Source organism: Allosphingosinicella deserti (genome assembly GCF_003012735.1).
In the GTDB taxonomy this organism is placed as follows: domain Bacteria; phylum Pseudomonadota; class Alphaproteobacteria; order Sphingomonadales; family Sphingomonadaceae; genus Allosphingosinicella; species Allosphingosinicella deserti.
Genome location: NZ_PXYI01000011.1, coordinates 147167 through 173830, shown reverse-complemented (window position 1 = coordinate 173830; position 26664 = coordinate 147167). Strand labels below are relative to the sequence as shown.

General features: G+C 66.1%; 25 protein-coding genes. 15 read left to right on the top strand and 10 right to left on the bottom strand.

Translation table 11 applies throughout. From position 1 onward, the window contains the following. The coding region (locus C7I55_RS24835) for a biotin/lipoyl-containing protein (RefSeq protein ID WP_146151138.1) at positions 1 to 666 on the bottom strand (666 nt) is incomplete at its 3' end. A gap of 208 nt (positions 667 to 874) precedes the next feature. Here C7I55_RS24835 and C7I55_RS24830 point away from each other — a divergent pair. Next, positions 875 to 1330, top strand: a complete 456-nt coding sequence (locus C7I55_RS24830; protein ID WP_106515746.1) for a universal stress protein — start codon at positions 875 to 877, stop codon at positions 1328 to 1330. 40 nt (positions 1331 to 1370) lie between these two features. Here C7I55_RS24830 and C7I55_RS24825 read toward each other — a convergent pair whose 3' ends face one another. From C7I55_RS24825 to C7I55_RS24810, 4 genes are all read right to left on the bottom strand, one after another. Then, positions 1371 to 2468, bottom strand: coding sequence for an RcnB family protein (locus C7I55_RS24825; protein ID WP_106515745.1), 1098 nt, complete (start codon positions 2466 to 2468; stop codon positions 1371 to 1373). A gap of 68 nt (positions 2469 to 2536) precedes the next feature. Then, positions 2537 to 3046, bottom strand: coding sequence for a GAF domain-containing protein (locus tag C7I55_RS24820; protein ID WP_106515744.1), 510 nt, complete (start codon positions 3044 to 3046; stop codon positions 2537 to 2539). Positions 3047 to 3093: 47 nt separating this feature from the next. Next, a complete protein-coding gene (gene arfB, locus C7I55_RS24815; RefSeq protein WP_106515743.1) occupies positions 3094 to 3507 on the bottom strand; it encodes an alternative ribosome rescue aminoacyl-tRNA hydrolase ArfB in 414 nt (137 codons plus the stop codon). Further along, positions 3494 to 4162, bottom strand: coding sequence for an RluA family pseudouridine synthase (locus tag C7I55_RS24810; RefSeq protein ID WP_106515742.1), 669 nt, complete (start codon positions 4160 to 4162; stop codon positions 3494 to 3496). The genes arfB and C7I55_RS24810 overlap by 14 nt, the downstream gene beginning before the upstream one ends. 172 nt (positions 4163 to 4334) lie before the next feature. Here C7I55_RS24810 and ctrA point away from each other — a divergent pair, with 172 nt between their 5' ends. Continuing rightward, positions 4335 to 5036, top strand: a complete 702-nt coding sequence (gene ctrA / locus C7I55_RS24805) for a response regulator transcription factor CtrA (RefSeq protein ID WP_106515741.1) — start codon at positions 4335 to 4337, stop codon at positions 5034 to 5036. Positions 5037 to 5507: 471 nt separating this feature from the next. Beyond that, positions 5508 to 6371 (top strand): sulfotransferase family protein, encoded by an 864-nt coding sequence (locus C7I55_RS24800; RefSeq protein WP_106515740.1) that lies wholly within the window; start codon positions 5508 to 5510, stop codon positions 6369 to 6371. Between the two features lie 236 nt (positions 6372 to 6607). Here the strand turns inward: C7I55_RS24800 and C7I55_RS24795 are convergent, their stop codons facing one another. From C7I55_RS24795 to C7I55_RS24785, 3 genes are all read right to left on the bottom strand, one after another. Beyond that, positions 6608 to 7348: a sulfotransferase family protein gene (locus tag C7I55_RS24795; protein ID WP_106515739.1), complete on the bottom strand. Its 741-nt coding sequence runs from the start codon at positions 7346 to 7348 to the stop codon at positions 6608 to 6610. 121 nt (positions 7349 to 7469) lie between these two features. Continuing rightward, complete coding sequence (locus tag C7I55_RS24790) at positions 7470 to 8252, bottom strand: TrbG/VirB9 family P-type conjugative transfer protein (protein WP_158266578.1); 783 nt, start codon at positions 8250 to 8252, stop codon at positions 7470 to 7472. 88 nt (positions 8253 to 8340) lie between these two features. Further along, entirely contained in the window at positions 8341 to 9369 is a 1029-nt protein-coding gene (locus C7I55_RS24785) for a glycosyltransferase family 2 protein (RefSeq protein WP_106515737.1), read from the bottom strand. Between the two features lie 316 nt (positions 9370 to 9685). Here C7I55_RS24785 and C7I55_RS24780 point away from each other — a divergent pair, with 316 nt between their 5' ends. Together C7I55_RS24780 and C7I55_RS24775 are read left to right on the top strand one after the other, a co-directional pair. Further along, positions 9686 to 10930: an MFS transporter gene (locus C7I55_RS24780; protein WP_106515736.1), complete on the top strand. Its 1245-nt coding sequence runs from the start codon at positions 9686 to 9688 to the stop codon at positions 10928 to 10930. After that, positions 10927 to 11889 carry an AraC family transcriptional regulator gene (locus C7I55_RS24775; RefSeq protein ID WP_106515735.1) on the top strand — a complete coding sequence of 321 codons (963 nt, stop codon included), beginning with the start codon at positions 10927 to 10929 and terminating at the stop codon, positions 11887 to 11889. Before C7I55_RS24780 ends, C7I55_RS24775 begins: the two co-directional genes overlap by 4 nt. 47 nt (positions 11890 to 11936) lie before the next feature. Here the strand turns inward: C7I55_RS24775 and C7I55_RS24770 are convergent, their stop codons facing one another. Both C7I55_RS24770 and C7I55_RS24765 read right to left on the bottom strand, forming a co-directional pair. After that, entirely contained in the window at positions 11937 to 12710 is a 774-nt protein-coding gene (locus C7I55_RS24770) for an arginyltransferase (protein WP_106515734.1), read from the bottom strand. A 125-nt stretch (positions 12711 to 12835) separates the two neighbouring features. Further along, positions 12836 to 14074: a threonine ammonia-lyase gene (locus tag C7I55_RS24765; protein ID WP_106515733.1), complete on the bottom strand. Its 1239-nt coding sequence runs from the start codon at positions 14072 to 14074 to the stop codon at positions 12836 to 12838. Positions 14075 to 14212: 138 nt separating this feature from the next. Between C7I55_RS24765 and C7I55_RS24760 the strand changes: the two genes are divergently transcribed. The 10 genes from C7I55_RS24760 (at position 14213) to odhB (ending at position 26580) form a co-directional block, all read left to right on the top strand. Further along, a complete protein-coding gene (locus C7I55_RS24760) occupies positions 14213 to 15856 on the top strand; it encodes an amidohydrolase (protein ID WP_106515754.1) in 1644 nt (547 codons plus the stop codon). Positions 15857 to 16191: 335 nt separating this feature from the next. Beyond that, a complete protein-coding gene (locus C7I55_RS24755) occupies positions 16192 to 17202 on the top strand; it encodes a D-alanine--D-alanine ligase family protein (protein ID WP_106515732.1) in 1011 nt (336 codons plus the stop codon). Positions 17203 to 17255: 53 nt separating this feature from the next. Continuing rightward, a complete protein-coding gene (locus C7I55_RS24750) occupies positions 17256 to 18041 on the top strand; it encodes a succinate dehydrogenase iron-sulfur subunit (protein WP_106515731.1) in 786 nt (261 codons plus the stop codon). Between the two features lie 162 nt (positions 18042 to 18203). After that, positions 18204 to 18650: a PaaI family thioesterase gene (locus tag C7I55_RS24745; RefSeq protein WP_106515730.1), complete on the top strand. Its 447-nt coding sequence runs from the start codon at positions 18204 to 18206 to the stop codon at positions 18648 to 18650. Further along, positions 18647 to 19753, top strand: coding sequence for a cell division protein ZapE (gene zapE / locus C7I55_RS24740; protein ID WP_106515729.1), 1107 nt, complete (start codon positions 18647 to 18649; stop codon positions 19751 to 19753). Before C7I55_RS24745 ends, zapE begins: the two co-directional genes overlap by 4 nt. Positions 19754 to 19950: 197 nt before the next feature. Continuing rightward, entirely contained in the window at positions 19951 to 20913 is a 963-nt protein-coding gene (gene mdh, locus C7I55_RS24735) for a malate dehydrogenase (protein WP_106515728.1), read from the top strand. After that, positions 20910 to 21503, top strand: coding sequence for a hypothetical protein (locus C7I55_RS24730; RefSeq protein ID WP_106515727.1), 594 nt, complete (start codon positions 20910 to 20912; stop codon positions 21501 to 21503). The genes mdh and C7I55_RS24730 overlap by 4 nt, the downstream gene beginning before the upstream one ends. Beyond that, a complete protein-coding gene (gene sucD, locus C7I55_RS24725; RefSeq protein ID WP_106515726.1) occupies positions 21503 to 22387 on the top strand; it encodes a succinate--CoA ligase subunit alpha in 885 nt (294 codons plus the stop codon). The genes C7I55_RS24730 and sucD overlap by 1 nt, the downstream gene beginning before the upstream one ends. A 62-nt stretch (positions 22388 to 22449) precedes the next feature. Next, positions 22450 to 25251 carry a 2-oxoglutarate dehydrogenase E1 component gene (locus C7I55_RS24720; protein WP_233222401.1) on the top strand — a complete coding sequence of 934 codons (2802 nt, stop codon included), beginning with the start codon at positions 22450 to 22452 and terminating at the stop codon, positions 25249 to 25251. Positions 25252 to 25263: 12 nt separating this feature from the next. Continuing rightward, positions 25264 to 26580 (top strand): 2-oxoglutarate dehydrogenase complex dihydrolipoyllysine-residue succinyltransferase, encoded by a 1317-nt coding sequence (gene odhB, locus C7I55_RS24715; RefSeq protein WP_106515725.1) that lies wholly within the window; start codon positions 25264 to 25266, stop codon positions 26578 to 26580. The last annotated feature ends 84 nt before the right edge of the window (positions 26581 to 26664 follow it).

Below are 26664 nucleotides of genomic sequence, written 5' to 3'. Positions count from 1 at the left end.
GTGGGCCGCTTGCGGCGCGGCCGGTGCCGCGGCCGGCGCGGCCGGTGCCGCGGCCGGCGCGGCAGCCGCTGCGGGCGTGGCCTGGCCCGGGCGGGCGCCTTCGAGATCGGCCTTGACGATGCGGCCGCCGGGACCGGAACCCTTCAGCGCGGCGAGATCGATGCCCTTCTGCTCGGCGAGGCGACGGGCGAGCGGGCTTGCCTTGACCCGGTCTCCGGCGGAGGCAGACGCCGCGGGTGCGGCAGGTGCCGGAGCAGCAGGCGTGGCCGCCGCGATCTTCTGGTCCTCGGCGGGATTGGCGCCATAGCCCTTGACGTCGGGCGCGGGGGTCGGCGTGGCCGGCTGCCCGGCGCCGGTTTCGCCGGCGTCCTTGGCCACCGGCTCCTTCGCCGCAGAGGGCGCGGACGCCGCGCTGACGTCCTCGCCTTCGGCCGCGATCAGCGCGATGACGGTGCCGACCTTCACCTCGTCGGTGCCTTCGGCGACCAGAATCCTGGCGATCGTTCCTTCGTCCACGGCTTCGAATTCCATCGTCGCCTTGTCGGTTTCGATTTCGGCGAGCAGGTCGCCGGCGGCGACGGTGTCACCCTCCTTGACCAGCCACTTGGCGAGGGTCCCTTCCTCCATGGTAGGAGAGAGGGCAGGCATCTTCAGTTCGATGGGCATGTGCGCCGAACTCCTGGGCATCGACTTGGCTCGGGATGCCCAAACAGCATCGGAAGGCGTCCGGTCAAGGCCTGTCCTTAGCGCGGGCTCGGCGGGGCCGTAGGTGCCGCGCTTGAACGGCGGGCCATTCCGTCGCACGATGCCGCGCAAAGAACAGGGCGGAGGATGCGTGGGCGCATCATCTACCGGCCCGCGGGAGACATGGACGATGCGCTCATATCTGGTGGTGATCGACGAGACCAACGAGGGCAAGGTCGCCCTGCGTTATGCCGCCCGCAGGGCCGCACGCACCGGCGCCAGCGTCGAGGTACTGGCGATCGTTCCGCCCGCCGAGTTCGTGCAATGGGGCGGCGTACAGGCGGCGATGGAGGAAGAAGCCAAGCTACGTGCCGAGGCGATGCTGCTCGAAGCCGCAGGCGCTATCGTCGAGGAAGCGGGCATCGAGCCGTCGATCCTCGTCCGCCAGGGCGAGCCGGTGAAGGCGATCGCCGACCTCCTCAAGGAACGCACCGACATCTCCGCCCTGATCCTCGGGGCCGCCGCGGACGGCGGGCCGGGTCCCCTGGTCGAACATTTCTCCGGCGCCGTGGCGGGAACCCTGCCCTGCCCGCTGGTCATCGTACCGGAACGGCTCGCCGACGAGGCGCTCGACCGCTCGGGCTGATCCGGAGCAGCCGAGTCGCGCCGGCGCCTGCGCCTCGTCCTCAGCCCTTCTCGCCGCGATAGGGTTCGACCGGAATCCGCTGCACCTTCACCCGCCTGCTGCGCACCTTCGCCGCGGGGCGGGCGACACGCTCCTCGACATAATCGTAATAAGTGACTTGCTCGACCACGGCCGGGGTCGTGACGGTGGTTTCGGTGACGACCACCGGACCACAGGCGCAGGGAGCATAGCCGTAACCGGGATAGGCTTGCCCGTACCCGGCGCCGCAAACGCCGCCCGGCGTCGGACCGCAATCTTCGGCATAGGCCTGGCCGCGGTGTTCGCCGCGGTCCCAGCCTTCCGCCCACTCATAATCCCAGTCCTCGGGCTCGAACTCGCCGTTGCCGACATAGACGGGAACGCCGTCATCGTCTTCGCTCCAGCGCTCCCCGGACCGGTTCCAGTCCCAATCTCCGCGCACGTCGTGCACGCGGCCGTAGCGATCGATCAGCAGGGCATCGTCATAGTAACGAACCCATCGGCTGCCCGCATAAGGCTGGGGGAAGCCATAGGCACCCCAGTTGCGGACCACGAATTGCGGCCCCCACCAATAGCGCGGCACATAGCCGCCGCGCTGGACGCGATGGTATTGGCGGTAACCGCCATGGTGCGTGGAGCCGCCCCGACTGGCCCCGCCGTGCATTCGGCCCCCGTACATCCGGCTGGTCTGGACCTCCCCGGTTCGGACCTGGCCGGTTCGGACCTGGCCGGTTCGGACCTGGCCGTCCTGCCGATAGCGACCCTGCGCCTGAGCCGTGCCCATTGGCGGCCCGGGCTGACGAACTTCGCGCCGGACCTCTCTTGCCGCTGGAGCCGGGCCGGGCACCCCCGGACGCGCGGAATAAACGGGGGCGGCTGGGCGCGGCGCCGCGGAAGGCGCATTCCAGTGGCTGGCTCGGGGCGCCGGCGGCGGTGCGACGGGCCGAGCGACGGGCGCGGCGGCGGCCGGCGGAGCCTGCATAGGCGCGGGCTGCCGCGCACCGGCGATGCCGATCTGCGGTGCCGACAAGGGATCCGGATCCGTGACCGTCTGGGCAGCCGCCATCGGAGCCAGTGCGGCGGACGCCGCCAACGCAACAACCAGCCTCAGCCTGTTCATCTGCGTATCCCCTGTGCGTAAGAGCCGAGTCGAAAGCGCGGCAGACGGCTTCCGACATTAGGACTTCGTTAACGCTTCGGATCCTGCTTTTCTACAGAGGCAAGGCGGGGTGCGAGGATGCGTGCCAATGCGAGACATCCGGCAACGTCCTCCGAATCGAACCGTGCCGTGCGGGGACTGTCGAGATCGATGACTCCGATCAGTTCGCCCTCATGAACCACCGGCACCACCAGCTCCGACGCCGACGCCGCATCGCAGGCGATGTGGCCTGGGAAAGCGTGCACGTCCTCGACACATTGCGCTTCGAGCGTCGACGCGGCGGTGCCGCAGACACCCTTGCCGAACGGAATGCGGATGCAGGCAGCACGCCCCTGGAAGGGCCCCAGCACCAGCTCGCCACCAACGTTTCGATAGAAACCGGCCCAATTGAGATCCGGCAGCGATTCCCACAACAAGGCGGCGATATTGGCCATGTTGGCGATCGCGTCGGGCTCGCCGTCAGTCAGCGAATCGGCCGCCTGGTTCAATTGCCGATACAGCTCGGCCTTGTTCTCGGTCTCGATCTTGAAGTCGTACATGCATGTCCTCACGTCGTCTCGTCGCGGCGGGAACCCCGCGCCATTGATCAGTCGAGGCACACCTTCCCGCGCCCTTGCTTGACCGTTCCCCGCTGCTTCTTCCCGTCCACCCGCCTCGCCTTCGCGGCACGCGACACCTTGGTCTTGATCCGCCTGGCCTGGCGGATGTGGGCCTTGGCGATCAGATCCGCCAGCCTCGCCCGCGCATCCTCGCGATTGGCGTCCTGGGTGCGGTAGCTGCGGGCGGTGATGACGATCTCGCCGTCATTCGTCATCCGGCTGCCGGCCAGTTCCTTGAGGCGATGATAAGCGTGCGGCGCAAGGCCGAGCTTGAATACGTCGCAGCGCAATTGCACCGCCGTCGCGACCTTGTTGACGTTCTGGCCGCCGGGGCCGCTGGAGGCGATGAAGGTTTCCTCCAGCGCCTCTTCGGGGACGACATAAGGCTCAGTCGGCGGCATCGAGAAGATCGGCGGTGAATCCCGCCTGCAGGAACGTGGGCGGAAGCGGCGCGGTCGCCTCGATCGGGGCGCGCGCTCCGCGATCGACCTTGAGGCTCAGCGCGTGGAGCAGCATCGGCCCGCGGCCGGTGCCGTAGACCGGATCGCCGGAAATCGCCATGCCGAGCGCCTCGGCGGCGTGCACGCGCAGCTGATGGGTGCGGCCGGTCTCGGGCAAAAAGAGCAGCAGGGCGCGGCCTTCGATGACGGCGAGTCGGCGCCAGGCGGTCACCGCCGATTTGCCGGCGGGATCGGGGACCATGCGCCAGCCGGCTTCGGCCGACGAGATCTTGGCGAGCGGCAGATCGATCCTACCCTCCTCCGCATCCGGAACCCCGCCGACCACCGCCAGATAGGTCTTGGTCACCCGATTCTCTTCGAAGGCGAAGGCGAAGCGCTTGTGCGCCTTGGGATTGCGCGACAGCAACAGGCAGCCGCTGGTATCGCGATCGAGGCGGTGAACCGGTGAAGGCGGACGCTGGAACCCGAAGCGCAGATCGCGCAGATAGCGCTCGAGGCTCTCCGGCGTTCTCGGGCCCGGATGGACCGCAAGCCCGGCCGGCTTGTCGATCACCAGCGCCTCGGCATCGACGAAAAGGACGCGCTCTTCCCACATGAGCGCGCCGTGCCACGGCTGTGGCAGACGTGCAACGAATAGGTTAGTTGTCGGTAATCCCGGCTTAATCTCGAATTAACCTTTTGCGTTCATACCTCGCATAGTTAATGTTTAAGGGCGAAGGAGCGGCGCGTGTCAGCGGCCGGCCCTTTCGAGCCAGAGGGGCAGAGCAATGCGCGTGTTGCTGATCGAAGACGAGCCGACCACGGCGAAGAGCATCGAACTGATGCTCGGGGCCGAGGGCTTCAACGTCTATACGACAGATCTTGGCGAAGAGGGTTTGGATCTCGGCAAGCTGTATGATTACGACATCATCCTGCTCGACCTCAACCTTCCGGACATGCACGGCTACGACGTGCTGAAGAAGTTGCGCATGGCGAAGGTCGGCACGCCCGTGCTGATCCTGTCCGGCATCAGCGAGATGGATTCCAAGGTGCGCGCGCTCGGCTTCGGTGCCGACGATTACGTCACCAAGCCGTTCCACCGCGACGAACTCGTCGCCCGCATCCATGCGGTCGTCCGCCGTTCCAAGGGGCACAGCCAGTCGGTCATCCGCACCGGCAAGCTCGCCGTCAATCTCGACGCCAAGACGGTCGAGGTCGACAGCGCCCGCGTGCACCTGACGGGCAAGGAATATGCGATGCTGGAGCTGCTCTCGCTCCGCAAGGGCACGACCCTCACCAAGGAAATGTTCCTCAACCACCTCTATGGCGGCATGGACGAGCCGGAGCTGAAGATCATCGACGTCTTCATCTGCAAGCTCCGCAAGAAGCTCTCCCTCGCCTGCGGCGGCGAAAATTACATCGAGACCGTATGGGGCCGCGGCTATGTGCTGCGCGATCCGGAAGATATCGAACAGGCCCAGGTCGCGTAATCGACCTTCATTGGCCATCGCGTCAGCGACGACCGGCGGCTTCGCACGCGACGAGACTTTTGGCCTCGCAGAACGCCGTGCGCCGGCCGCACAAGCTCCGGCCGACACCCTCTTCTGCGTGGGGCAGAAACGGCGTTCGCGAAAGCGAGCGCCGTTTTCTTTGCGGGCTCGTGCCGGAAACGTCTTGCATCGTCCATCAAACTGAGTTCCGGCGTGTGGCCTTCCTTGCAAAGGAGCCGCTCGCAACAGACGAAAACCCGACTGCACAACCTTGTCGCCCTGCGCGCGCGGCCGCCGCAAGGACGCGTGCGGCTCTATGGTGCCGATAAGCCGGTTCAAACTCCTCGTCTTCGGATCCGAAGCACGATCCCTGCCTTGCAATCACGGGCGATCCAGCGGAGAAGCCGGCGACGTCGCTCCTCGCATCGCCGATCTTCGCGACGACCAAGCAAATCTTTGGCGGGAGTGCGTGTGAAGATCGTTATTTACGGCCTTGCCAAGAGCGGCACCTCGGCGCTGTTTTACAAAATCCGGAATTCGCTTCCGCCTGGCACGATCGCGCTGTTCGAGCCGAGGTCCTATGGCCTTTCCGACCGCTTCCTTGACCGCCTCAGAGCGCTGCGCAGCGGACGATGGGCACCGTCTCATGTCATCGCGAAGGTGTTGCCATGGGACCGGAGGCCGATCCGCATTCACGATTTCGATCGCTTCGACCGGCAGATCGTACTCGTTCGAGATCCTCGAGATCGGCTGGTCAGCGGTCTTCTCTACAGGAACTATCATGCGAGCTTCATTCGTGACGAGAAGTCGGCCGCGGAATTCCTTGACCTGCTGAGGCAGAAGGAAGCCGATCCGCGCTCCGTCAGCGTGCTGGACCTCCTCACGGCCTTCGAAAGGCTGGAACGCGGCGTCGACTCCCCGTCCTCCTGGATCGAGCAGTACAAGGATCGCGGCATCGCGCTACCGCTTCAATTCCACGATCGACGCCCGCAACTCCCCGTATTCCGCTACGAACAGCTGGTCGACGAAGAATTCGGGCCGCTGGAGGAGATACTCGGCATATCGCTCGACGGAGCGGCGTCGGTGCCGGAAGCCCTGCAGCGCGTGGTCCGCACCAAGCGTTACGGAGCCTGGCGGAATTGGTTCACGCCGGAGGATTGCGACACGCTGCGGCCGCTCTTCCAACCTTATCTCGATCGTTACTATCCGACCGCCCGTTGGGATCTCGGCACGTCTGCCCAGCTCAATCCGAAATACGGATCAGTCTATGCCGAGCGGGTCATCAACGAACGCCGTGTTCTCTGGGGATTGGCGCCTTTGCCGCGCCCCGCCTGACGGAGTTCGAACATCGGCGGCTGCGCGGTCTGCACTGGAAAGGAGCGTTGGCCGGCGCGTCGCCCAGGATTTCGGCTACGCCGCATTCGGACTGGATCCGATCCAGCCGCCAGTGCTGCGGAGAGCGCGACGAGCGGTAATGCTCTTGCGAACCCGTTCCCCCGGCACGGCGTCCTGCCGCCGAGCAACGACGTGCTTCCCGCTACCGATCGCCACCGGAGAACGAGGACGAGGCTTCAGAGATGCCGAGCACTCTCTGCTTCCTCTGCCATGCGCGCGTAGAGATCGTCGATTGCAGCACCGCAGCTGCGTTCCGGAATTTGGGTGGTGCGCTGGAAATCGGGACGGACCAGCGCCGCAACCGCTGGATCTTCGGCGCGCTCGGGGGGCAGTCCGGCGAAGGCGAGGATCGGTCGCAGGGCGTGTTCGGGATCGGCGAGGATGCGGTGATTGAGGACGATGAGCCGCTGCGCCCGCGGCACGGTTGCAAGCAGCCGCTCGTTGTAGATACGCCAAAGAACGGCGCCATGCTCGCTCGGAGTGTGGTCTCGCCGGCGCAGAGATTCTTCGACCTTGGCCGGATGGCGCAGACAGATGATCACTTTCAGCGAGGGCACCAGCGACAACCAGAATGGCATAGCGAGCGACGTCCGCGGGTCCTTCCAGCTCCACGGCGTCTTCTGCGCCGATCGGCGTAGCAGACGCCGGGCCCGCAGCCGCAGCAGCAGCCCGCGAGGGTCGCGGCGCGGCCGGATCGGGTCTGCCGGAGGCCGGTCCCAGGTACCGCCGGCATGGCGCAGCAGATCGTCGTTGAGCTGCACGAACCGGCTATCCTCCCAATAACCGAGCGGATTGTCGGAGCTCGCCGGCAGAAGATGGGAATCATCCCCGACGGACAGACCGCAGGCGTTGAGCAGGCCGGCCACCAGGGATGTCCCGGAGCGGTGCATGCCGGTGATGCAGATTGGGACAATCATCCCCGGCCCGTGACAGCAGGGGGGAGCGATGACAAGCTCGCCTGATCATGATCAGGGAATGGCGCGCGATGGGCCAGCAAGCAGCGCGCTGCGAACAGGCAACGCAGCGGCAACGGCCAGGTTATTTGCCGGTCTGCCGCCGCGTGGCGGTTGCAGAGTGCTTGTCGATGCGGAAGACGAGCTTGCGCGCCACACCGTCGATGACGAACACGTCGTCTTCGCGCATCATGCCGTTGACGAGCATCTCGCGGCCGGTGTCGCTGACGGCGTATACCGCGGGCAGCGAACGGTCCCGCGGCCAGCGTATGTAGGTCAGGATACCGTCGTCGCTCATCTCGCTCGGGCGCAAGGCCTTGTCGCCGCCGAGGCGATATCGGCCTTCCCCCGGCGCGTTCCGGGCCTCGTCCCCCGAAGCCGAAGCCGAAGGCGCCTGCGGATAGCGGAAGCGGATGGTATAGGCCAAATTCCCGGATGTCGTTACCGGCGACAACTCGAAGCTGTAGACGCGAACGTTTGTGATCGCGGTCATGTTCGTCGACACACCCCCGGTCAGCGCCTTGACGAACAAAGCGTTGCCGCTGCGATTGGTGCTGATCTGCCAGGCGGCGCTGTCGCCGACCGCCACATTCTCCGCCCGCTCATCCGGTGAGAGCTCGATCATCATCTGATAGCCGGGTGCCGCTTCGAGAAGGATGACCTGCTCTGCCGCATAATCGATGAACTGGATGTGCGGGTCGCCAGGCCCCGGCACCGGCCGCACCTGGGCCGCGAGAGGCGACGCGGCGAGTGCCGCCGCGACGAGGCAGAACAGCGCTTTCAATACGGCGCAGCCCCGCACCCACGACGGGACCATGGCGCCGCCCGCGACGATCGCAGTCCGCCGGCGGCTCTTGCGTACGATCACCCCGACAATCCCCCAAGCACGAATCGCCGCGCTTCGTTTCGGAGTGTGCACTCGGCCCGAAGGCTTGCCAAGCCGGCCGGCGCCCGTCTTATGCCTCGCCTCCGGCTCGACCCCGCCGGGTGACGACGACCATGAGCGCGGCGTTGCGCGCGAAGCCGGACAGGCCGAGCCCGCTCCTGCGAAGCTGCGAGAAACGACGCCACCGGCCGATTGACCAGATATTGGCCAGGGTCTCGGTGGGGCGGCGCACCTCGGGCCGCATTTCGTGGCCATAGCGTTTCAGCAGCGCCGCCGCCTGCCGGGAATAACGCCGCATCACCCGCTCACGATCGTCGCTGAAAAGCGTCTGGCGAACGCGGTAGACGAGCGATGCGGTTCCGCCACGCTTCGCACCGATCGCATTGTGGCCATGCTGCCGATAAAGGATGGTGGGTTCACCGATCCAGGCGATGGCGCCGAATGTCGCCGCAACGAGTGCCAGCCAGTGATCGTGCATCATCGCCTCGGGCGCGATCGGCCGCGCCTTCTCGTACAAAGCGCGGTTGACCATCATCGTGCAGCCGGTGGCGACGTTCGTCGTCAGCAAGCTGGTAAGATCGTTACGCGACGGATCGATCCTGGAGTAGCGGAAGAAGGATGGCCCGATCACCTGGAGATGCTCGTCGACGACGGTGAGATCGCTATGGACGAGGAGCGGCGCAGACCGGCCGTGAATGCGCTCCAGCACCGCCATATGCTCGAAGGTGAGCGCGATCTTGTTCGGCAGCCAGATATCGTCGTGATCGCAGAGCATCAGGTAATCGGCCGAAGCATAATCGATCAGCCGCGCGAAATTGCCGAGCGCTCCGGAAGGCTGCTTCTCGCGGGAGACGATCCGAATCCGGCCCGGATTACGCGCAGCATAATCCTCCAGGATTGTGGTCGTCGAATCCCTCGATCCGTCATCGGCTACGAGCACGGTGAAATTCTGCTTGGTCTGAGCGAAGAGCGAATCGAGCTGCTCCGCAAGAAAGCGCTCGCTCTGCCAGGTCGCTAGGGCCACTTCTAGGGAGCGCGTCTCCGCGCGTTCGCCCTCCGCGATTGCCGAGATCGTGTTTGCCTCCGGGTGGGTCGTCATGGCGTCGACCGCACTTCAGCTGTGCGGCACAATGGACGCGTGTCGACTTCGGACAGACCTCAGCATGGGGGGCGTATAGCAAATGGCGCCGCGTCGGAAACCTGAGAAAGCTGCTCGTAGATATTAGACGAAAAGCAGACGCTCGCAGGCGGCGCCGACCGGCTCGGACCACGGCACGCGGGAAGCCGGTCGGAGTGGCTGATACATCTGAGAATCGAGCCGATCAGGACGAACGGGCACGTTTTACGGCGAGTCCATCATTGAGGCTCCACGAGGACGACCCCACGTCCTCGAACCAACGATAAGGGGTTCGACAATGACCGACAGCTTCATCGGCAAGTCCGAAGCGGCGGCGATCGCCTCGGAAACAAGCCACGAGGGCAAGCCGATCTGGAGCGGCATCGGGGCGCTCGCCTCGAGCGTGTTCGGCCTGGTGATGGCAGAATTTCTCCCGGCAAGCGTCCTCACGCCGATGGCGAACGATCTTTCGGTGTCGCTCGGCGCTGCCGGCCAGGCGGTCACCGCAACGGCCGTGGTGGGGGCCTTCGCAGCGATTCTCGTGCCGGTGCTGACCAGGGCCTGGAACCGGCGCGCGGTGTTGCTCTCCCTGCTTGCCCTACTCTGCCTCTCGAACCTGATGACGGCGACGGCCGGCAGTCTCACGTCCTTGCTCACCGCCCGCCTGTTTCTCGGGATCGCACTCGGCGGCTTTTGGTCGATGGCGGCGGCGACGGCGATGCGGCTAGTACCGATGGCGGTGCTTGGGCGTGCGATGGCGCTCGTCTTCACCGGCGTGACGGTGGCGACCGTCTCGGCAGCGCCGGTCGGCGCCTATATCGGCGAGCTCCTGAGCTGGCGCGCGGCCTTCTGGCTTGCGGGCGTGGTGAGCTTGCTCGCGCTCGTCTCGGTCGCCGCGACCATTCCGAGCCTCCCACCGACCGGCAAATCAGATCTCGCCGGCCTCGCGGAGGTGACCCGGCGCCGGGGCGTGCGCGCCGCGTTGATCGGCGTGCTGCTCATCGTCTCCGGCCACTTCGCCGCCTTCACCTACATCCGGCCGGTGCTGGAACAGGTGACCCGCCTGGATGTGCCGACCATTTCGCTGACGCTGCTCGTCTTCGGCGGTGCCGGCTTCGCGGGCAATGTCGCCGGCGGGCTGCTCACCTCGCGCGACCCGAAATTGTCGGTGACGGCAGGCGCGGCTGGGATGACGGTTGCAATGGCCTTGCTCGTGCTGCTCGGCAGCTCGCCGGCGATCGCGATCGCCGCGCTGGCGCTGTGGGGTGCCGCCTTCGCGACGCTTCCGGTCGGCTTCCAGGCTTGGGTCGCAACCGAGACCGAGGACAAAGCGGAGTTGGGCGGCGGTGTGCTGACCGCTACCTTTCAGGTGGCGATCGCGAGCGGCGCCGTACTCGGCGGCCTGCTGGTCGACAGACTCGGCCTGCTGAGCGCGCAAGCTTATTGTGCGGTAGCGGCCCTGGCCGGATTCGCGCTGCTGATCGGTCTTCAGCGCAGGCCGGGTGGGCGTCGCCCGACCCCCAGCCCCTGTGCCGCAGCATGAGCCGGCCGGTACCGCGTCACGTGCCGGAGCTGCCGGCGCCGCTGGAAGAGGATCCGCTCAGCGGCTTGCTTCGGGATCTGCGCATCGCCGGAATCGCCTACGGTTACGGACGCCTTTCGGCGCCGTGGGGCATCGACTTTCCCCATGACGGCACGGCGCGACTGCACTTCGTGATCGAAGGCGAGATGTGGCTGCAGGCGGAGGGTCAATCGCCGGAGAGGCTGCAGGCGGGCGATGCAGCCTTCTTGCCGAAGGGCGCCCCCCATGCGCTGCGCAGCCAGCCCGAGGGCCAGACGACCTGCGTTTCCGATCTGGAGCTCCGTGCAGTTGGCGAACGGGTGTACAGCTTCGACCGCTGCCACCATCCGGATGCGGTGCTGGCAAGCTGCAGCGTCACTTTCAACGAGCCCTGCCTACACCCCCTGCTCGATATCATGCCGACGATCCTCACGGTGGCCGGGGCGCAGAGCGACCTCACCTTGCGAAGCCTGCTCGACGCGATGGCCGAGGAAGTGTTGTCGCCGAAGATCGGCGGCTCCACAGTGCTGTCCAGGTTGGCGGATGTGATCATCACCCGCTTGATCCGCGCCTGGGTGGAAAACCGGGACTCCGAGGCGCATGACGGCCTGGCGGCCCTGCGCGATGCGCGGATCGGCCGTGCGCTCGCGGCGATGCACCAGGATCCGGCGAGACCCTGGACCGCGTCGTTGCTCGCCAGGACGGCGGGACTGTCGCGCTCGGCCTTTGCGGAGCGGTTCGCAAGCGCGCTCGGTCAGCCGCCGGCGCGCTACCTCACCCGGCTTCGCATGGCGGTCGCCAGCCAATTGCTGAAGGAGCAGCGGCTGAGCATCGGCAAGGTCGCCCAGCGGCTCGGCTATGCGTCGACGCCGGCGTTCAGCCGCGCCTTCAAACGCCATGTCGGCCGGTCACCCGGCGAGGTCAGGCGCGAACGAAGCTAGAGCATGGTGCAGCGGAGCCGTGGCAGCAGCGCCCTCGACGACGACGATTATCCGTTGGTCTTCTGGACCAGCGGAAGCTCCGGCTCATCGGGCTCGAACCGTGCCCAACCATTGGGACCCAATTTCTCGAGCGGCCGGAAACGGCTCTTATACGCCATGCGGCGCGAGCTTTCGACCCAATAGCCGAGGTAGACGTAAGGCAGGCCTGCCCGACCGGCGCGGACGATGTGATCGAGGATGATGTAGGTGCCGAGGCCCGGCCGCCGCTCGTCGTCCGGCTCGAAGAAGCTGTAGATCATCGAGAGGCCGTCGCCCTGCTGATCGGTGAGGCAGGCGCCGACTAGGCGGCCTTGCTTGCCGTCGACGGCGGGCTCCCGATATTCGATCACGTAGGTCTTGACCGGGCTCTGCTCGATCATGTCTGCGAAATCGCTTTCGTCCATGCCGACCATGCCGCCATCGGGGTGGCGCTGCTTCAGGTAGCGGCGAAGCAGCTCATATTGTTCTTCGGTCGCCCACGGCTTGCAGGCGGTGACTTCGAGATCGGCGTGACGCTTGAGCATCCGTTTCTGCGTTCCGCTCGGCTGGAACTCTCCGGTCACGACTCGGACGGAGACGCAGGCGCTGCAATCGAGGCAACTCGGCCGATAGGCGACCGCCTGGCTGCGCCGGAAACCGATTCGGCCGAGCGCGTCGTTGAGCTCTCCTGCATGGTGCCCCGCCAGTTCCGTGAACACCTTTCGCTCGGTCTTTCCCGGCAGATACGGGCAAGGGGCGGGGCTGGTGACGAAGAATCGGGGAAATCTGAACGGTGCGCTCAACGTGGCTCCGCATGTGAAAGGGCCTGGGTGCTGAACGTTTTATGCGGCGTTCAGGCCGATTTGAAAAGATCGACGCACTTGCGAAACGGTGCTTTCGGCAAGCCGTTCCAGCCCGGGACGATCTTCTACTCCATTCCTACCGGCTGAACATTGAACCCCGCCTGACCAAGCCCGTCGACAAGCGCCTGCAACTGCTCGGGATCGCGTGCCTCGCACTCGACCTCGATCGAGGTGTCCTTGGCCGGGAGGCTTGTGAACACGCGCTGGTGATAGACCTCGATGATGTTGACCCGGAACTTGTCGAACAGCCGCACAACGGCGAACAGCGCGCCGGGAACGTCCTGGAGCTGGATTCGCAGGCGGGCCATGCGACCGGACCGGGCGAGATCGCGCAGCAGCACTGTCGCGAGCAGCCGGGTGTCGATATTGCCGCCGCTGAGAATTAGTCCGACCTTCTTGCCGGCAAAGCGCTCCGGGTGGCTGAGCAGGGCGCCCAACGGGGTTGCGCCGGCGCCTTCGGCGACCGTCTTTTCGATCTGAAGGTACAGGCTCACCGCAGTTTCGATGTCGCGTTCGGGCACCAGCAGGATGTCGTCGACGACCTCGCGGATGATGGCCGCCGTCATCGCTCCCGGCTGCTTGACCGCGATGCCCTCGGCAATGGTCGTGCCCGCGGACGGCAAATCGTGGCCGCCGATATGGCAATACATGCTCGGATAGAAATGCGCCTGGACGCCGACGATTTCGATGTCCGGGCGGAGTGCGCGAGTTGCGGTGCCGACACCGGACAGCAGCCCACCCCCGCCGATCGGCACGACGAGGGTCTCGATCTCGGGGGCGTCGGCGAGCATTTCGAGGGCGACAGTGCCTTGGCCGGCAATCACTTCCGGATCGTCGAACGGATGGAGGAAGGTCAGTCCGCGTTCGGCCTCAAGGCGCCGGGCCTCGGCATTGGCATCGTCGAAGCTGTCACCGTGCAAAACGATCTGGGCGCCATGGCCTTCGGTCTGCATCACCTTGATGGTCGGAGTCGCCGTCGGCATCACGATCGTTACGGGGACGCCGAGCCGCCGGCCGTGATAGGCGACCGCCTGCGCGTGGTTGCCGGCCGATGCCGCTATAACCCCGCGCGATCGGGTCGCTTCCTCCATCAGCAGCAATTTGTTGAGCGCACCGCGCTCCTTGTAGGCTGCGGTGAACTGCAAATTCTCGAACTTCACGTAGACGGTCGCGCCGGTGACCTGGCTCAAGGTGCGGCTGAGCAGGGTCGGCGTATGCATCACCGCCCCCTCGATCCGGCGTGCAGCCGCCTGGATGTCCTGAAGGCTGATGATCGGGGCGGAGCGGGAAGCGAGACTGGCCATCGCGCGCGGCTCTAACATGGGATGGCCCTGTTGTCTCGCCGTGTGGAGGCAGTGCCACGCGCCACCCTGCCCATCTGGCGCGCGTCTCAAACACGCCTTATGCCCACCGCCATCACCTTGCCCGAGAAGGCCTTTCCGATGAAGAAGATCCTGGCGGCGGTGGCTGCCCTGCTTTGCGCGACCGCTGCGTCGGCCGACGTCCTGGTCGACAACGTCAACGGCTACACGCTCACCGCCGAGGGCCGCCTCAGCCGCTTTGCAGCGATGCTGGTCGGCGACGACGGCAAGGTCGAGCGGCTGTACCAGCGCGGCGACAAGAAGCCGGATCGCACCCGATTCCGCTTCGACGGCAAGGGCAAGACGCTGATTCCGGGCCTGATCGACGCGCACGGCCATGTGATGGGCCTCGGCTTCAACGCGCTGCAGCTCGATCTCTCCGAAACCAATTCGCTGCAGGAGGCGCAGGCGAAGATCGCCGCCTATGCCGCTGCCAATCCGAGCCCGCGCTGGATCGTCGGCCGTGGCTGGAACCAGGAGAAATGGGGGCTCGGCCGCTTCCCGACCGCCGCCGACCTGGACGCGATCGTCCCGAACCGCCCGATCTGGCTCGAACGCATTGATGGTCATGCCGGCTGGGCCAACAGCCTGGCAATGAAGGAAGCGGGCGTGACGGCGAAGACCGCCGCCCCCGCCGGCGGCAAGATCGAGAAGACCGGCACCCAGCCCAATGGCATCTTCGTCGATGCCGCCACGGGACTGATCGACAGGATCGTCCCCTCCCCCGTCCCGCTCGTCCGTGACCGTGCGTTCCAGAAGGCGCAGGAACTGATGCTGTCGAACGGCCTCACCGCCGCAGCCGACATGGGCACCAGCCCCGAGGACTGGCTGACGATGCGCCGCGCCGGCGATGCGGGCCGGCTCAAGGTGCGGATCATGTCCTATGCGGGTGGCGTCGATGCCCTGCTCGCCGTGGCCGGTACCGGGCCGACGCCGTGGCTGTACGACGGCCGGCTGCGGATGGGCGGGGTCAAGCTCTACAGCGACGGCGCGTTGGGATCGCGCGGCGCCTGGCTGAAGCAACCCTACAAGGATTCGCCGAAGGAGCGCGGTCTCACCTTCCTTTCCGATGCGGAAATCCGCAATTTGATGAGCCGTGCGGCGATGGACGGCTTCCAGGTCGCGGTGCACGCGATCGGCGATGCCGCAAATGCCCAATTGCTCGGCGCCATCGAGGAGCTTGCCGATTCCTACAAAGGCGATCGCCGCTGGCGGATCGAGCATGCCCAAATCATCGATCCCGCCGATTTGCCGCGCTTGGCACGGTTCGGAACGATCGCGTCGATGCAGCCGGTCCACGAAGCCTCCGACTGGCGGATGGCGGAGGCGCGCCTGGGCATGGAGCGGCTCGGCGGATCCTATGCCTGGAAGACCATGCTGGCCAACGGCGTTCCGCTCGCCTTCGGATCGGATTTCCCGGTCGAAAGCCCCAACCCCTTCCACGGCCTCGCCGTGGCGGTCAGCCGCCAGGATGCGCAAGCCCAGCCGCCAGGCGGATGGATGCCGGAGCAACGGCTCAGCCTCGAACAGGCGCTGCGCGCCTTCACCCAGGGCGCCGCTTATGCCGGCTTTGCCGAAGATCGCATCGGCAGCCTGGAAAAGGGAAAGTTCGCGGATTTCGTGCTGATCGACCGCGACATCTTCGCCGATGCCTCGCCGGAGCAGATCCGTGAGACCAAGGTCGTCGAGACGTGGATCGCCGGGAACCGTGCCTGGCCGCAATGAGGCTCAGGTCAGCACGGCGATGGGCTTAAAACGGGTAAGCATCTGCGGGTCCTTACCCGGCGGATGATGACGATAGCGCCGCACGCCGGAACGGCGGTCTTTCTTCAGAAAGCGGCCGATCGCCGCGCTGCGAGGGAGCCGCTGGGCGGAAGCGGCTCGGTCGAGGGAAAAGGAGCAGCGGCAACGCGGCCGCAACACGGGTCTTCGCGGTGCTATGGCCAAGTTTGCCAAGGACGCCTCCGCCGATGCGGTGGGCGAGGCTTGGCCTTGCGGGCGGACGGCCTTATGCCCCGCCGCGCGGATCGCTGTCGCCGCACGCCAAGTCAGAGGCTCGGATGCCGGAACAGATCCGCCCCCTCAAGATCCCGCGGGCTGCCAAAGAGCGTCTGCGGATCCTGTTCGTCGCCAAACATGCCCTCTGGACCGGCGGACTCCACCCCGAGGACGGCAATCACGCGCTCTATCATGTCGAAGTACGTGAGATCCTGCGCGGCCTCGGGCTGAACCTGAGCCTCGCCAATGGCTACGAGGCTTTGTCCAACCGACCCGACGTCGATTTCGTCCTTCCCCTGCTCAACCGCGGCGGCTTTCTCAACAGCGAGATGCTGCTGCCTTTGCTCTGCACGCGCGCCGGCCTGCCCTTCCTGGGGGCGTCGCCGATCCTGCGCGGCATGGCCGATGACAAGCATCTGACCAAATTGGCCGCTCGGGCGCGTGGGATCCCCACGGCTTCCTGGGCGATCTACCGGCGCGGTGCCCCCGTCGATCCGGCGCGCTGTCCCGCGGGGGACCGGCTGGTGATCAAGCCCAACGCCTCCTCGGCAAGCTGGGGCGTCCAGGATGCGTCCGACTGGGCCGGAGTCGAAGCGGCGATCGGTCGCATCCACGGCGAGAACCACGACGCGATCGTCGAGCCGTTCCTCAACGGCAGCGACGTCGAGGTGCCGGTGATCACGATCGGCGGGAAGCCGGTGGTGATGCCGATGATGCTGTTCGAGCAGGCGGACCCAACCCATCTGCGGACCTATTACGAGAAACGCGACCTCGTCGATCGCGCGGGCAAGTACCGGCTGGTGCCGTTCGAGGATACGCATTGGACGCCGGTGATCGCGGCGCACACACGGGCGATGGCGGAAGAATTCCGGCCGTTCGATTATGGCCGATTCGAATTCCGGATTGATCGCGAGGGCGGGGAGGTCCGCTTCCTCGAGGTCAACCTGCAGGCGAATCTGTGGTCGCAAAAGGTCTACGGCCGCTCGGCGGCGCTGGCCGGAATGAGCCAATCGCAGCTGATCGAGACCATCCTGTGCGAAAGCCTGTGCCGACAGGGACTTCTGGAGCGTTGAGCCGGCGCGCGTGATTGGCTATCGCCCCCCGCGAGCATCAAGGATCGACAGACATGGCCGAATTCGCCCTTCCCAAGAACAGCCGGATCTCGTCACGCGGCAAGAATCACGCCGCGCCGGCCGGGTCCCAGCGCGTGAAGAAGTTCAAGATCTACCGCTACGATCCGGAAACCGGCGAAAATCCGCGTTACGACACGTTCGAGCTCGATCTCACCGAAACCGGCCCGATGATCCTCGACGCGCTGCTCAAGATCAAGAACGAGGTCGATCCGACCCTCACCTTCCGGCGCTCGTGCCGCGAAGGCATTTGCGGATCCTGCTCGATGAACATGAACGGCCGCAACGGCCTCGCCTGCACCACGGCCATCGAGGATTACAAGGGCGACATCCGCATCACGCCGCTGCCGCACATGGACGTGGTCAAGGATCTTGTGCCCGATTTCACGCACTTCTTCGCCCAATATGCGTCGATCGAGCCGTGGTTGAAGACCAAGACTCCCGATCCTTCGGGCAAGGAGCGACTGCAGTCGCCGGAGGACCGGGCAAAGCTCGACGGCCTTTACGAGTGCATCCTGTGCGCCTGCTGCTCGTCATCCTGCCCGAGCTATTGGTGGAATTCGGATCGCTTCCTCGGCCCGGCGATCCTGCTCCAGGCCTTCCGCTGGCTCGCCGACAGCCGCGACGAGATGACCGGCGAGCGGCTCGACGAGCTTGAGGATCCGTTCCGCCTCTATCGCTGCCACACGATCATGAACTGCGCGAACGTCTGTCCCAAGGGGCTGAACCCGGCCAAAGCAATCGCCGAAACCAAGAAGATGCTCGTCGAACGCGCGGTGTGATGTCCACTCCCCTCCCTCTTGAGGGAGGGGACGGGGTGGGTTGCGACCGAGCGGGCTCGGTGCCGGTGAGGCCGCCAGTCAGCGCGTCGGCAGCATCGAGCTGCGTCACCGAATCCACCCCTAGCCCCTTCGATTCAGGGTGAGGAACAAAGCGCCCGATCCATGCCCATCCATCCCCTCATCCGCCACGCCCCCGACCCGGACCATCCCGGCTGGGGCACCTGGGAGTTGCCTGACGACGGCCGCTTCGCCGCCTCGATCGGCAAGCTGCTGGTCCGCGCCGAAGGGCCGGGCAAGGCGCGGGTGCGGATGTTCCCGGAGCGGGCGCAGAGCAACCTCTCCGACGTGATGCACGGCGGCGCCGTGATGACCTTCATCGACATGGCCTTCTTCGCCGGCGGCACGCTCGCCGGCGCGGAGGTCGCTTATGCAATGACCCTGGACTGCGAGACCCGGTTCATCGCGCCCGGGCGGCTCGGAACTCCGCTCGATGCCGAGATCGAGGTGTTGCGCGAGACCGGTCGGCTCGTCTTCCTGCGTGGCCTGGTCGTCCAGACAGGCGAGACCGTCGCGGCTTTCTCCGGCACCCTGCGCAAGGCGAAGGGATGAGCGTGCTTGCCGCCTACGAGGCGCTGATCAAGGGCGGCGAGTTGCGCGAGGATCGCGATCAGCGCGCCGCGGCCGAACATCTCGATCGCCTCGCCATCGCGCTGTCCCGCAAGCCCAGGCGCGGCCTGTTCGCGCGCCTCGCGAGCAGGGCGTCGGCCGATCCTCGCGGCGTCTATCTTTGGGGCGGCGTCGGGCGCGGCAAATCGATGCTGATGGACCTCGCGTTCGACGCGATCGACATCGCCCGCAAGCGCCGGGTCCACTTCCACGAATTCATGATCGAGGTTCACGAGCGGCTACGCGACGAGCGTCGCAAGGAAGAAGGCGATCCGATCCCACCGGTCGCCCGCGGCATTGCAAAGGAAGCACGGCTGCTCGCTTTTGACGAAATGGTGATCAACAACAGCGCCGATGCGATGATTCTGTCGCGCCTGTTCTCGCAGCTGCTCGCCCAGGGGGTGACGGTGATCACCACGTCCAATCGCCCGCCGCGCGATCTCTATCTCGGCGGGCTCAACCGTGAGCTCTTCCTCCCGTTCATTGATCTGCTCGAGCGCGATCTCGACGTGGTACCGTTGAACGGCCCGACCGATTATCGCCGCCAGCGCCTCGGCGGCTTTCCGACGTGGTACGTGCCGAACGGCAAGGAAGCGACTGAGGCGCTCAGCGCCGCCTTCTTCCGCTTAACCGATTACCCGCCCGAGGATCGCGAGCACGTGCCCTCGACCGACCTGGCGCTTGCCGGCGGCCGTGCGCTGCACGTTCCCAAATGCCTGAAGGGCGTGGCCGTGTTTTCGTTCAAGCGCCTGTGCGGTGAGCCGCGGGGCGCCGCCGACTATCTCGCCATCGCCCGCCGATTCCACACGATCATCGTCGTCGGGATCCCCAAGATGGGCCCGGAGACTCGCAACGAGGCGGCGCGGTTCGTAACATTGATCGATGCGCTATACGAACATAAGGTGAAATTGCTCGCCGCCGCCGACGCCGAGCCGGCCCAGCTCTATCCGGCCGGAGACGGCGCCTTCGAATTCGAGCGCACCGCCTCCCGCCTCGAGGAAATGCAGAGCGAAGACTATCTCGCCGCCGGCCACGGCGAGGAATGACGCCGCACCGCAGCATCCTCGCGCCCTCTCCAGCCTTGCGACACCGGTAAAGCCTCGCCCGGTGGAATCCCGGGGATCCAATTTTTCGCCCCGGAGGCGGTTGCCCCTCGCGCGCCACGGGTCTAAGCGGGCGCCACATTTGCGGCTGCGCCCTGCAGCCGGATCCCGACTTTTTACTGGAAAGGATTGGGAGTCGCATGGCTCGTAAGAAAATCGCGCTGATCGGTTCCGGAATGATCGGCGGCACCCTCGCTCACCTGGCCGCCATCCGCGAAATGGGCGACATCATCCTCGTCGACGTCGCCGAAGGCATCCCGCAGGGCAAGGCGCTCGACATCGCCCAGGCCGGGCCGGTCGAAGGCTTCAATGCCGGGATCACCGGCACCAACGATTATGCCGACATCGCCGGCGCCGACGTCTGCATCGTCACCGCGGGTGTCGCCCGCAAGCCGGGCATGAGCCGCGACGACCTGCTCGGCATCAACCTGAAGGTGATGAAGGCCGTCGGCGAGGGCATCAAGGCCAATGCGCCCGACGCGTTCGTGATCTGCGTTACCAACCCGCTCGATGCGATGGTGTGGGCGCTGCGCGAATTCTCCGGTCTTCCGCACGAGCGCGTGGTCGGCATGGCCGGCGTGCTCGATTCGGCCCGCTTCCGCACCTTCCTCGCCGACGAGTTCAAAGTTTCGGTGGAGGACGTCACCGCCTTCGTGCTCGGCGGCCATGGCGACACGATGGTTCCGGTGGTCGAATATTCGACCGTCGCGGGAATTCCGATCCCCGACCTGATCAAGATGGGCTGGTCGACCCAGGAGAAGATCGACGCGATCGTTCAGCGCACACGCTCGGGCGGCGGCGAGATCGTCGGCCTGCTGAAGACCGGCTCGGCTTATTACGCGCCGGCGACATCCGCGCTGGAGATGGCCGAGGCCTTCCTCAAGGACAAGAAGCGCGTGCTTCCGTCCGCGGCCTATCTGACCGGCCAATATGGCGTCGACGGCCTTTATGTCGGCGTGCCGGTGGTGATCGGTGCCGGCGGCGTCGAGCGCATCGTCGAAATCGAGCTCAAGGAAGAGGCGCAGCAGAACTTCCAGGTGTCGGTCGATGCCGTCAAGGAACTGCTCGAAGCCTGCAAGGGCATAGACGAGACGCTGCGTTGATCCTTCCTGCCCTCATTCTTGCTGCAGCCGGACAGGGCTCTTCGGAGCCCGCCTATCCGGCTGCACAGATATTGGGGGCATTCGGCACGCTGTGCGGGCCGATCGCCGATCTCGACGCCACCGCCAAGGCAGGCGCCGCAGCGGGCTGGGAAAGGTTCACGCCGGAACCGGCGTCGCCAATCGGTCAACTCGTCGCTCTCGGCGAGTCCGAAGGCGCCAAGCTTATCGATAAGGCCAAGGGCGACGCGATGCTGCCGGTCGCGGCCCTGCGCCGCCGGGTGGCCGGCGAGGACCTCGTTGCGATCCTGTCTGGCGTCCGCAAGGACGGCACGCGGGTGCACGGCTGCCGCGTCTACGACGTCGGCGAATCCCGCGCGATCAGCGATTCGGACGCCAAGGCCTGGATCGGCCGGGCGCCGTCCCGCCGCGTCGACGAGGCGGGCGTTGTCCTCAGCAGCTGGGAACCCGGCTACCGGCCGGATCACGACAGCTTCGAAACCTACTTCATTTCGTCCGGAAGCCCCGCAGCCCAGATGTTCAAGGTGACCGGGATTTCTCTCAAGGCCGACTTCGTTGGAGCCGCACACTAATGTCCATTCTCGTAAATTCTGAAACCAAGGTCATCACCCAGGGCTTCACCGGCAAGCAGGGGACCTTCCACACCGAACAGGCGATCGCCTACGGCACCAAGGTCGTCGGCGGCACCTCGCCCGGCAAGGGCGGCCAGACCCATCTCGGCCTGCCGGTGTTCGACACGGTGCTTGAAGGCCGCGAGAAGACCGGCGCCGACGCGTCGGTGATCTACGTGCCGCCCGCCGGCGCCGCCGACGCGATCCTGGAAGCGATCGACGCCGAGATCCCGCTGATCGTCTGCATCACCGAAGGCATTCCGGTGCTCGACATGGTCCGCGTCAAGCGGGCCCTCGACGGCTCGTCCTCGCGTCTGATCGGCCCGAACTGCCCGGGCGTGCTGACTCCCGGCGAGTGCAAGATCGGCATCATGCCGGGCAACATCTTCAAGAAAGGCTCGGTCGGCGTCGTCAGCCGTTCCGGCACCCTCACCTACGAGGCGGTGTTCCAGACGTCGAACGCCGGCCTCGGCCAGACCACCGCAGTCGGCATCGGCGGCGACCCGGTCAACGGCACCAACTTCATCGACGTCCTTGAGCTGTTCCTCGCCGACGAAGAGACCCAGTCGATCATCATGATCGGCGAGATCGGCGGCTCTGCCGAAGAGGAAGCGGCGCAGTTCCTCAAGGACGAGGCCAAGCGGGGACGGTCCAAGCCGACCGTCGGCTTCATCGCCGGCCGCACGGCTCCTCCGGGCCGCCGCATGGGCCATGCCGGCGCGATCGTTTCGGGCGGCAAGGGCGGCGCCGAGGACAAGATCGCGGCCATGGAAGAGGCTGGAATTCGTGTCTCCCCGAGCCCATCTGAGCTCGGAAAGACCCTCGTTGCGCTGCTTGGCGTCTAAAGAGGGATAGAGCGGGGACCGCAGGCGTTCCCGAAAGACACTTTCTCGAGAAGGCGGTTATCGTGGATATTTTCGGCGGCGGCGAACGGGAACAAGGACCCAGCTGGGCGCGCGACAATTGGCCGGTCACGGATCTCGATCCGGTCAATGCCGGGCTCGACCCCACCTTGATGACGATCGAGAAGGTCGCATCGAAGGCCAAGGCCGCCGCCACCGCCGCCGGAAAGAGCGATGCCGAGGTCGAGCAGGCCGCGCGCGACTCGATCCAGGCGATGACGTTGATCCGCACCTACCGGGTGCGCGGCCACCTCGCCTCCGATCTCGATCCGCTCGGCCTCGCCAAGCGCGATCTCCCCGCCGATCTCACGCCGGAATTCCACGGCTTCGCCGGTGCCGCGCTCGACCGCAAAGTCTATGTCGGGGGCGTGCTCGGCCTCGAATGGGCGACCGTGCGTGAGCTGGTCGACGTGCTGCGCGCCAATTACTGCGGCAAGATCGGCCTCGAATATATGCACATCAACGATCTGGAGGAGCGCCGATTCCTCCAGGATCGGATGGAAGGCCGCGATGCCGAGATCCGCTTCACGCCCGAGGGCAAGCAGGCGATCCTCGGCAAGGTCATCGAGGGCGAGCAGTGGGAACGCTTCCTCGCCAAGAAATATGTCGGCACCAAGCGCTTCGGCCTCGACGGCGGCGAATCGATGATCCCGGCGCTGGAGGCGGTGATCAAATATGGCGGCGCCCGCGGCGTCGAGGAGATCGTCGTCGGAATGGCCCATCGCGGCCGCCTCAACGTCCTCTCCAACGTGATGGGCAAGCCCTATCGCGCGATCTTCAGCGAGTTCGCCGGCGGCGCCTCCAATCCGGCCGATGTCGGCGGTTCGGGCGACGTCAAATACCATCTCGGCACCTCGTCGGACCGCGAGTTCGACGGCGTCCGCGTCCACATGTCGCTGCTCCCCAACCCGAGCCACCTCGAGGCGGTCAATCCGGTGGTGCTCGGCAAGGCCCGCGCCCGCCAAGTCGCGCGCGGCGACAATGAGGGGACCAAGGTGCTGCCGGTGCTGCTGCACGGCGATGCCGCCTTCGCCGGCCAGGGCATCGTCGCCGAATGCCTCGCTTTCTCCGGACTGCCCGGCTACGGATCGGGCGGCACGATCCACTTCATCATCAACAACCAGGTCGGCTTCACCACCTCGCCGCAATTCGCGCGCTCGTCGCCTTACCCGTCGGACGTGGCGAAGATGGTCCAGGCGCCGATCCTGCACGTCAACGGCGACGATCCGGAAGCGGTGACCTTCGCCTGCAAGCTGGCGATCGAGTATCGCCAGGAGTTCAAGCGCGACATCGTCATCGACATGTGGTGCTATCGCCGCTTCGGCCACAATGAAGGCGACGAGCCGAGCTTCACCCAGCCGCTGATGTACGCCCAGATCCGCCAGCATCCGCCGGTGTCGGAACTGTACGGAAAGCGCCTGGTTGCCGAAGGCGTGATCGATCCGTCCTGGGTCGACAATCGCGTCGCGGAATTCACCGGCGTGCTCGAGAACGAGTTCGAGGCGGCGAAATCCTATCTGCCGAACAAGGCCGACTGGTTCGAGGGCCGCTGGAGCGGCATCGGCCGCCCCGAGGGCCCGGAGACGGAGCGCCGCAACGCCGAGACCGCGATCGAGGCGAATGTCGCCGCCGAGATCGGCAAGGTGCTGACCACCGTTCCGGAAGGGCTCACCGTCCACAAGACGCTGCAGCGGATCATCGACGGCCGCCGCCAGATGTTCGAGAGCGGCGAAGGCTTCGACTGGGCGACCGGCGAGGCGCTCGCCTTCGGCACCCTCGTGCGCGAAGGCTATCAGGTTCGCCTGTCCGGCCAGGATAGCGGCCGCGGCACGTTCAGCCACCGCCACTCGGTGTGGGTCGATCAGACCGACGGCCACAAATATGTCCCGCTCACCCAGATTGATCCGGGCCGCTTCGAAGTGCGCGACAGTCCGCTGTCGGAATTCGGCGTGCTCGGTTTCGAATATGGTTACGCCCTGTCCGATCCGCACACGCTCGTGCTCTGGGAAGCCCAGTTCGGCGATTTCGCCAACGGCGCCCAGGTGATGATCGATCAGTTCATCGCCAGCGGCGAGGCCAAATGGCTGCGCGCCAACGGCCTGGTGATGCTGCTGCCGCACGGCTACGAGGGCCAGGGGCCGGAGCACAGCTCCGCGCGTCCTGAGCGCTATCTGCAGCTTTGTGCCGAGGACAATATGCAGTTCGCCAACGTCACCACGCCGGCGAACTACTTCCACATCCTGCGCCGGCAGATGCACCGCGATTTCCGCAAGCCGCTGATCATCATGAGCCCGAAGTCGCTGCTCCGGCACAAGCTGGCAGTCTCGACGATCGCCGACTTCACCGGCGACAGCCACTTCCGCCGCCTGCTTTCGGATCCGAACGCGCCACGCGATGAGGAGGTGAAGCGGCTGGTGCTGTGCACCGGCAAGGTCGCCTACGAGCTGCTTGAAGCACGCGATCGGGCCGAGGACAAGAATACGGCGATCGTTCGCGTCGAGCAGATCTATCCGTTCCCGTCCGAGCCCCTGGTCAGGCGCCTCAAGGCGATGTCCAACCTCGAAGAGGTGGTCTGGGCCCAGGAAGAGCCGAAGAACAACGGCTATTGGACCTTCGTCGAGCCGTTCATCGAGCAGTGCCTGGTCGAGGCCGGCGGCAAGCCGCAGCGCGCCATCTATGCGGGCCGCGCCGCGTCCGCCTCGCCGGCGACGGGTCTCGCCAAGCGCCACGCCGCCGAGCAGGCGGCTCTGATCGCCGACGCACTGGGACATGGCGGTGACGCCGTATCCCAGCGCAAAGCCGGATAAAAAGGGAGTAGAATGGCCACCGAAGTTACCGTCCCGACGCTCGGAGAATCGATCACCGAAGCGACGCTTGGCCAGTGGCTGAAGAAGCCCGGCGAGCCGGTGAAGGCCGACGAGCCGATCGCCAGCCTGGAGACCGACAAGGTCGCGGTCGAAGTCCCCTCTCCCGTCGACGGCGTGATGGGGCAGCAGGTCGTTGCCGAAGGCGACACGGTCGCGGTCGGCGCGCTGATCGCGCGTATCGAGGCAGGCTCCGGCGGCGCCGCTGCGGCCCCCGCCGCGCCGGCCCAGCAGACGGCAGCGGCGCCGGCCGCTGCTGCACCGGCATCCGCCGCCTCCCCGGTCAACCCGGCCGGTGCCGGCGAGAATATCCAGGTTCGCGACGAGGATGCGCATGACGATGGCGCCGGCGGTCCGCTGACCCTGTCCCCGTCGGTGCGCCGCCTGGTGCTCGAATTCGGCCTCGATCCGTCGAAGATCAAGGGCACCGGCAAGGATGGCCGCCTGACCAAGGACGATGTCCTCGCTGCCGCCAAGACCGCGCCTGCGGCGACCGCGCCGGCGGCGCGCGCGCAGACCGCTGCTGCGGGGCCGTCGCAGACCGCCCCGGCCCCGGCCGCCGGCGGTGCCGAGCGCCGCGAGGAGCGCATCCGCATGACCCGCCTCCGCCAGACGGTCGCGCGCCGTCTCAAGGAAGCGCAGAACACCGCGGCTTTGCTCACCACCTTCAACGACGTCGACATGACGGCGGTGATGGAAGCCCGGTCCAAATACAAGGACCTGTTCGAGAAGAAGCACTCGATCCGGCTCGGCTTCATGGGCTTCTTCGTCAAGGCGGCGGCGCTTGCCGCGCGCGACGTGCCCTCGGTCAACGCCTATATCGAGGGCGACGAGATCGTCTATCACGATTATCTCGACGTTTCGGTCGCGGTGTCGGCACCGAACGGCCTCGTCGTTCCGGTGATCCGCAACGCCCATGCGATGGGCTTCGCCGAGATCGAGAAGACGATCGCCGACTTCGGCAAGCGTGCCAAGGACGGCACGCTGACCATGGCCGACATGCAGGGCGGCACCTTCACCATCTCCAACGGCGGCGTGTTCGGATCCTTGCTGTCGACTCCGATCATCAACCCGCCGCAGTCGGCGGTGCTGGGCATGCACCGCATCGAGGAGCGTCCGGTGGTCCGCAACGGTCAGATCGTCGCGCGTCCGATGATGTATCTGGCGCTGAGCTACGATCACCGCCTGATCGACGGCCGCGAGGCGGTGACCTTCCTCGTGCGCATGAAGGAAGCGCTTGAGGATCCGACCCGCCTCCTTATCGATCTCTAGAACACACACCCTATATCCCGGAGCGAACCGGGCGCGGCGAGGTCGGACGATGTACCGGCCTCGCATCGCGATACAAGGAAGCGA

Bases quoted from the DNA above. Each gene is read 5' to 3' on its own strand.
- C7I55_RS24745 (WP_106515730.1), top strand. From the start codon at position 18,204: ATGCCCATCCATCCCCTCATCCGCCACGCCCCCGACCCGGACCATCCC.
- odhB (WP_106515725.1), top strand. From the start codon at position 25,264: ATGGCCACCGAAGTTACCGTCCCGACGCTCGGAGAATCGATCACCGAA.
- sucD (WP_106515726.1), top strand. From the start codon at position 21,503: ATGTCCATTCTCGTAAATTCTGAAACCAAGGTCATCACCCAGGGCTTC.
- C7I55_RS24765 (WP_106515733.1), bottom strand. From the start codon at position 14,074: ATGGCCAGTCTCGCTTCCCGCTCCGCCCCGATCATCAGCCTTCAGGAC.
- C7I55_RS24830 (WP_106515746.1), top strand. From the start codon at position 875: ATGCGCTCATATCTGGTGGTGATCGACGAGACCAACGAGGGCAAGGTC.
- C7I55_RS24780 (WP_106515736.1), top strand. From the start codon at position 9,686: ATGACCGACAGCTTCATCGGCAAGTCCGAAGCGGCGGCGATCGCCTCG.
- C7I55_RS24810 (WP_106515742.1), bottom strand. From the start codon at position 4,162: ATGTGGGAAGAGCGCGTCCTTTTCGTCGATGCCGAGGCGCTGGTGATC.
- C7I55_RS24820 (WP_106515744.1), bottom strand. From the start codon at position 3,046: ATGTACGACTTCAAGATCGAGACCGAGAACAAGGCCGAGCTGTATCGG.
- C7I55_RS24750 (WP_106515731.1), top strand. From the start codon at position 17,256: ATGGCCGAATTCGCCCTTCCCAAGAACAGCCGGATCTCGTCACGCGGC.
- C7I55_RS24825 (WP_106515745.1), bottom strand. From the start codon at position 2,468: ATGAACAGGCTGAGGCTGGTTGTTGCGTTGGCGGCGTCCGCCGCACTG.
- C7I55_RS24775 (WP_106515735.1), top strand. From the start codon at position 10,927: ATGAGCCGGCCGGTACCGCGTCACGTGCCGGAGCTGCCGGCGCCGCTG.
- ctrA (WP_106515741.1), top strand. From the start codon at position 4,335: ATGCGCGTGTTGCTGATCGAAGACGAGCCGACCACGGCGAAGAGCATC.
- mdh (WP_106515728.1), top strand. From the start codon at position 19,951: ATGGCTCGTAAGAAAATCGCGCTGATCGGTTCCGGAATGATCGGCGGC.
- C7I55_RS24760 (WP_106515754.1), top strand. From the start codon at position 14,213: ATGAAGAAGATCCTGGCGGCGGTGGCTGCCCTGCTTTGCGCGACCGCT.
- arfB (WP_106515743.1), bottom strand. From the start codon at position 3,507: ATGCCGCCGACTGAGCCTTATGTCGTCCCCGAAGAGGCGCTGGAGGAA.
- zapE (WP_106515729.1), top strand. From the start codon at position 18,647: ATGAGCGTGCTTGCCGCCTACGAGGCGCTGATCAAGGGCGGCGAGTTG.
- C7I55_RS24755 (WP_106515732.1), top strand. From the start codon at position 16,192: ATGCCGGAACAGATCCGCCCCCTCAAGATCCCGCGGGCTGCCAAAGAG.
- C7I55_RS24795 (WP_106515739.1), bottom strand. From the start codon at position 7,348: ATGATTGTCCCAATCTGCATCACCGGCATGCACCGCTCCGGGACATCC.
- C7I55_RS24785 (WP_106515737.1), bottom strand. From the start codon at position 9,369: ATGACGACCCACCCGGAGGCAAACACGATCTCGGCAATCGCGGAGGGC.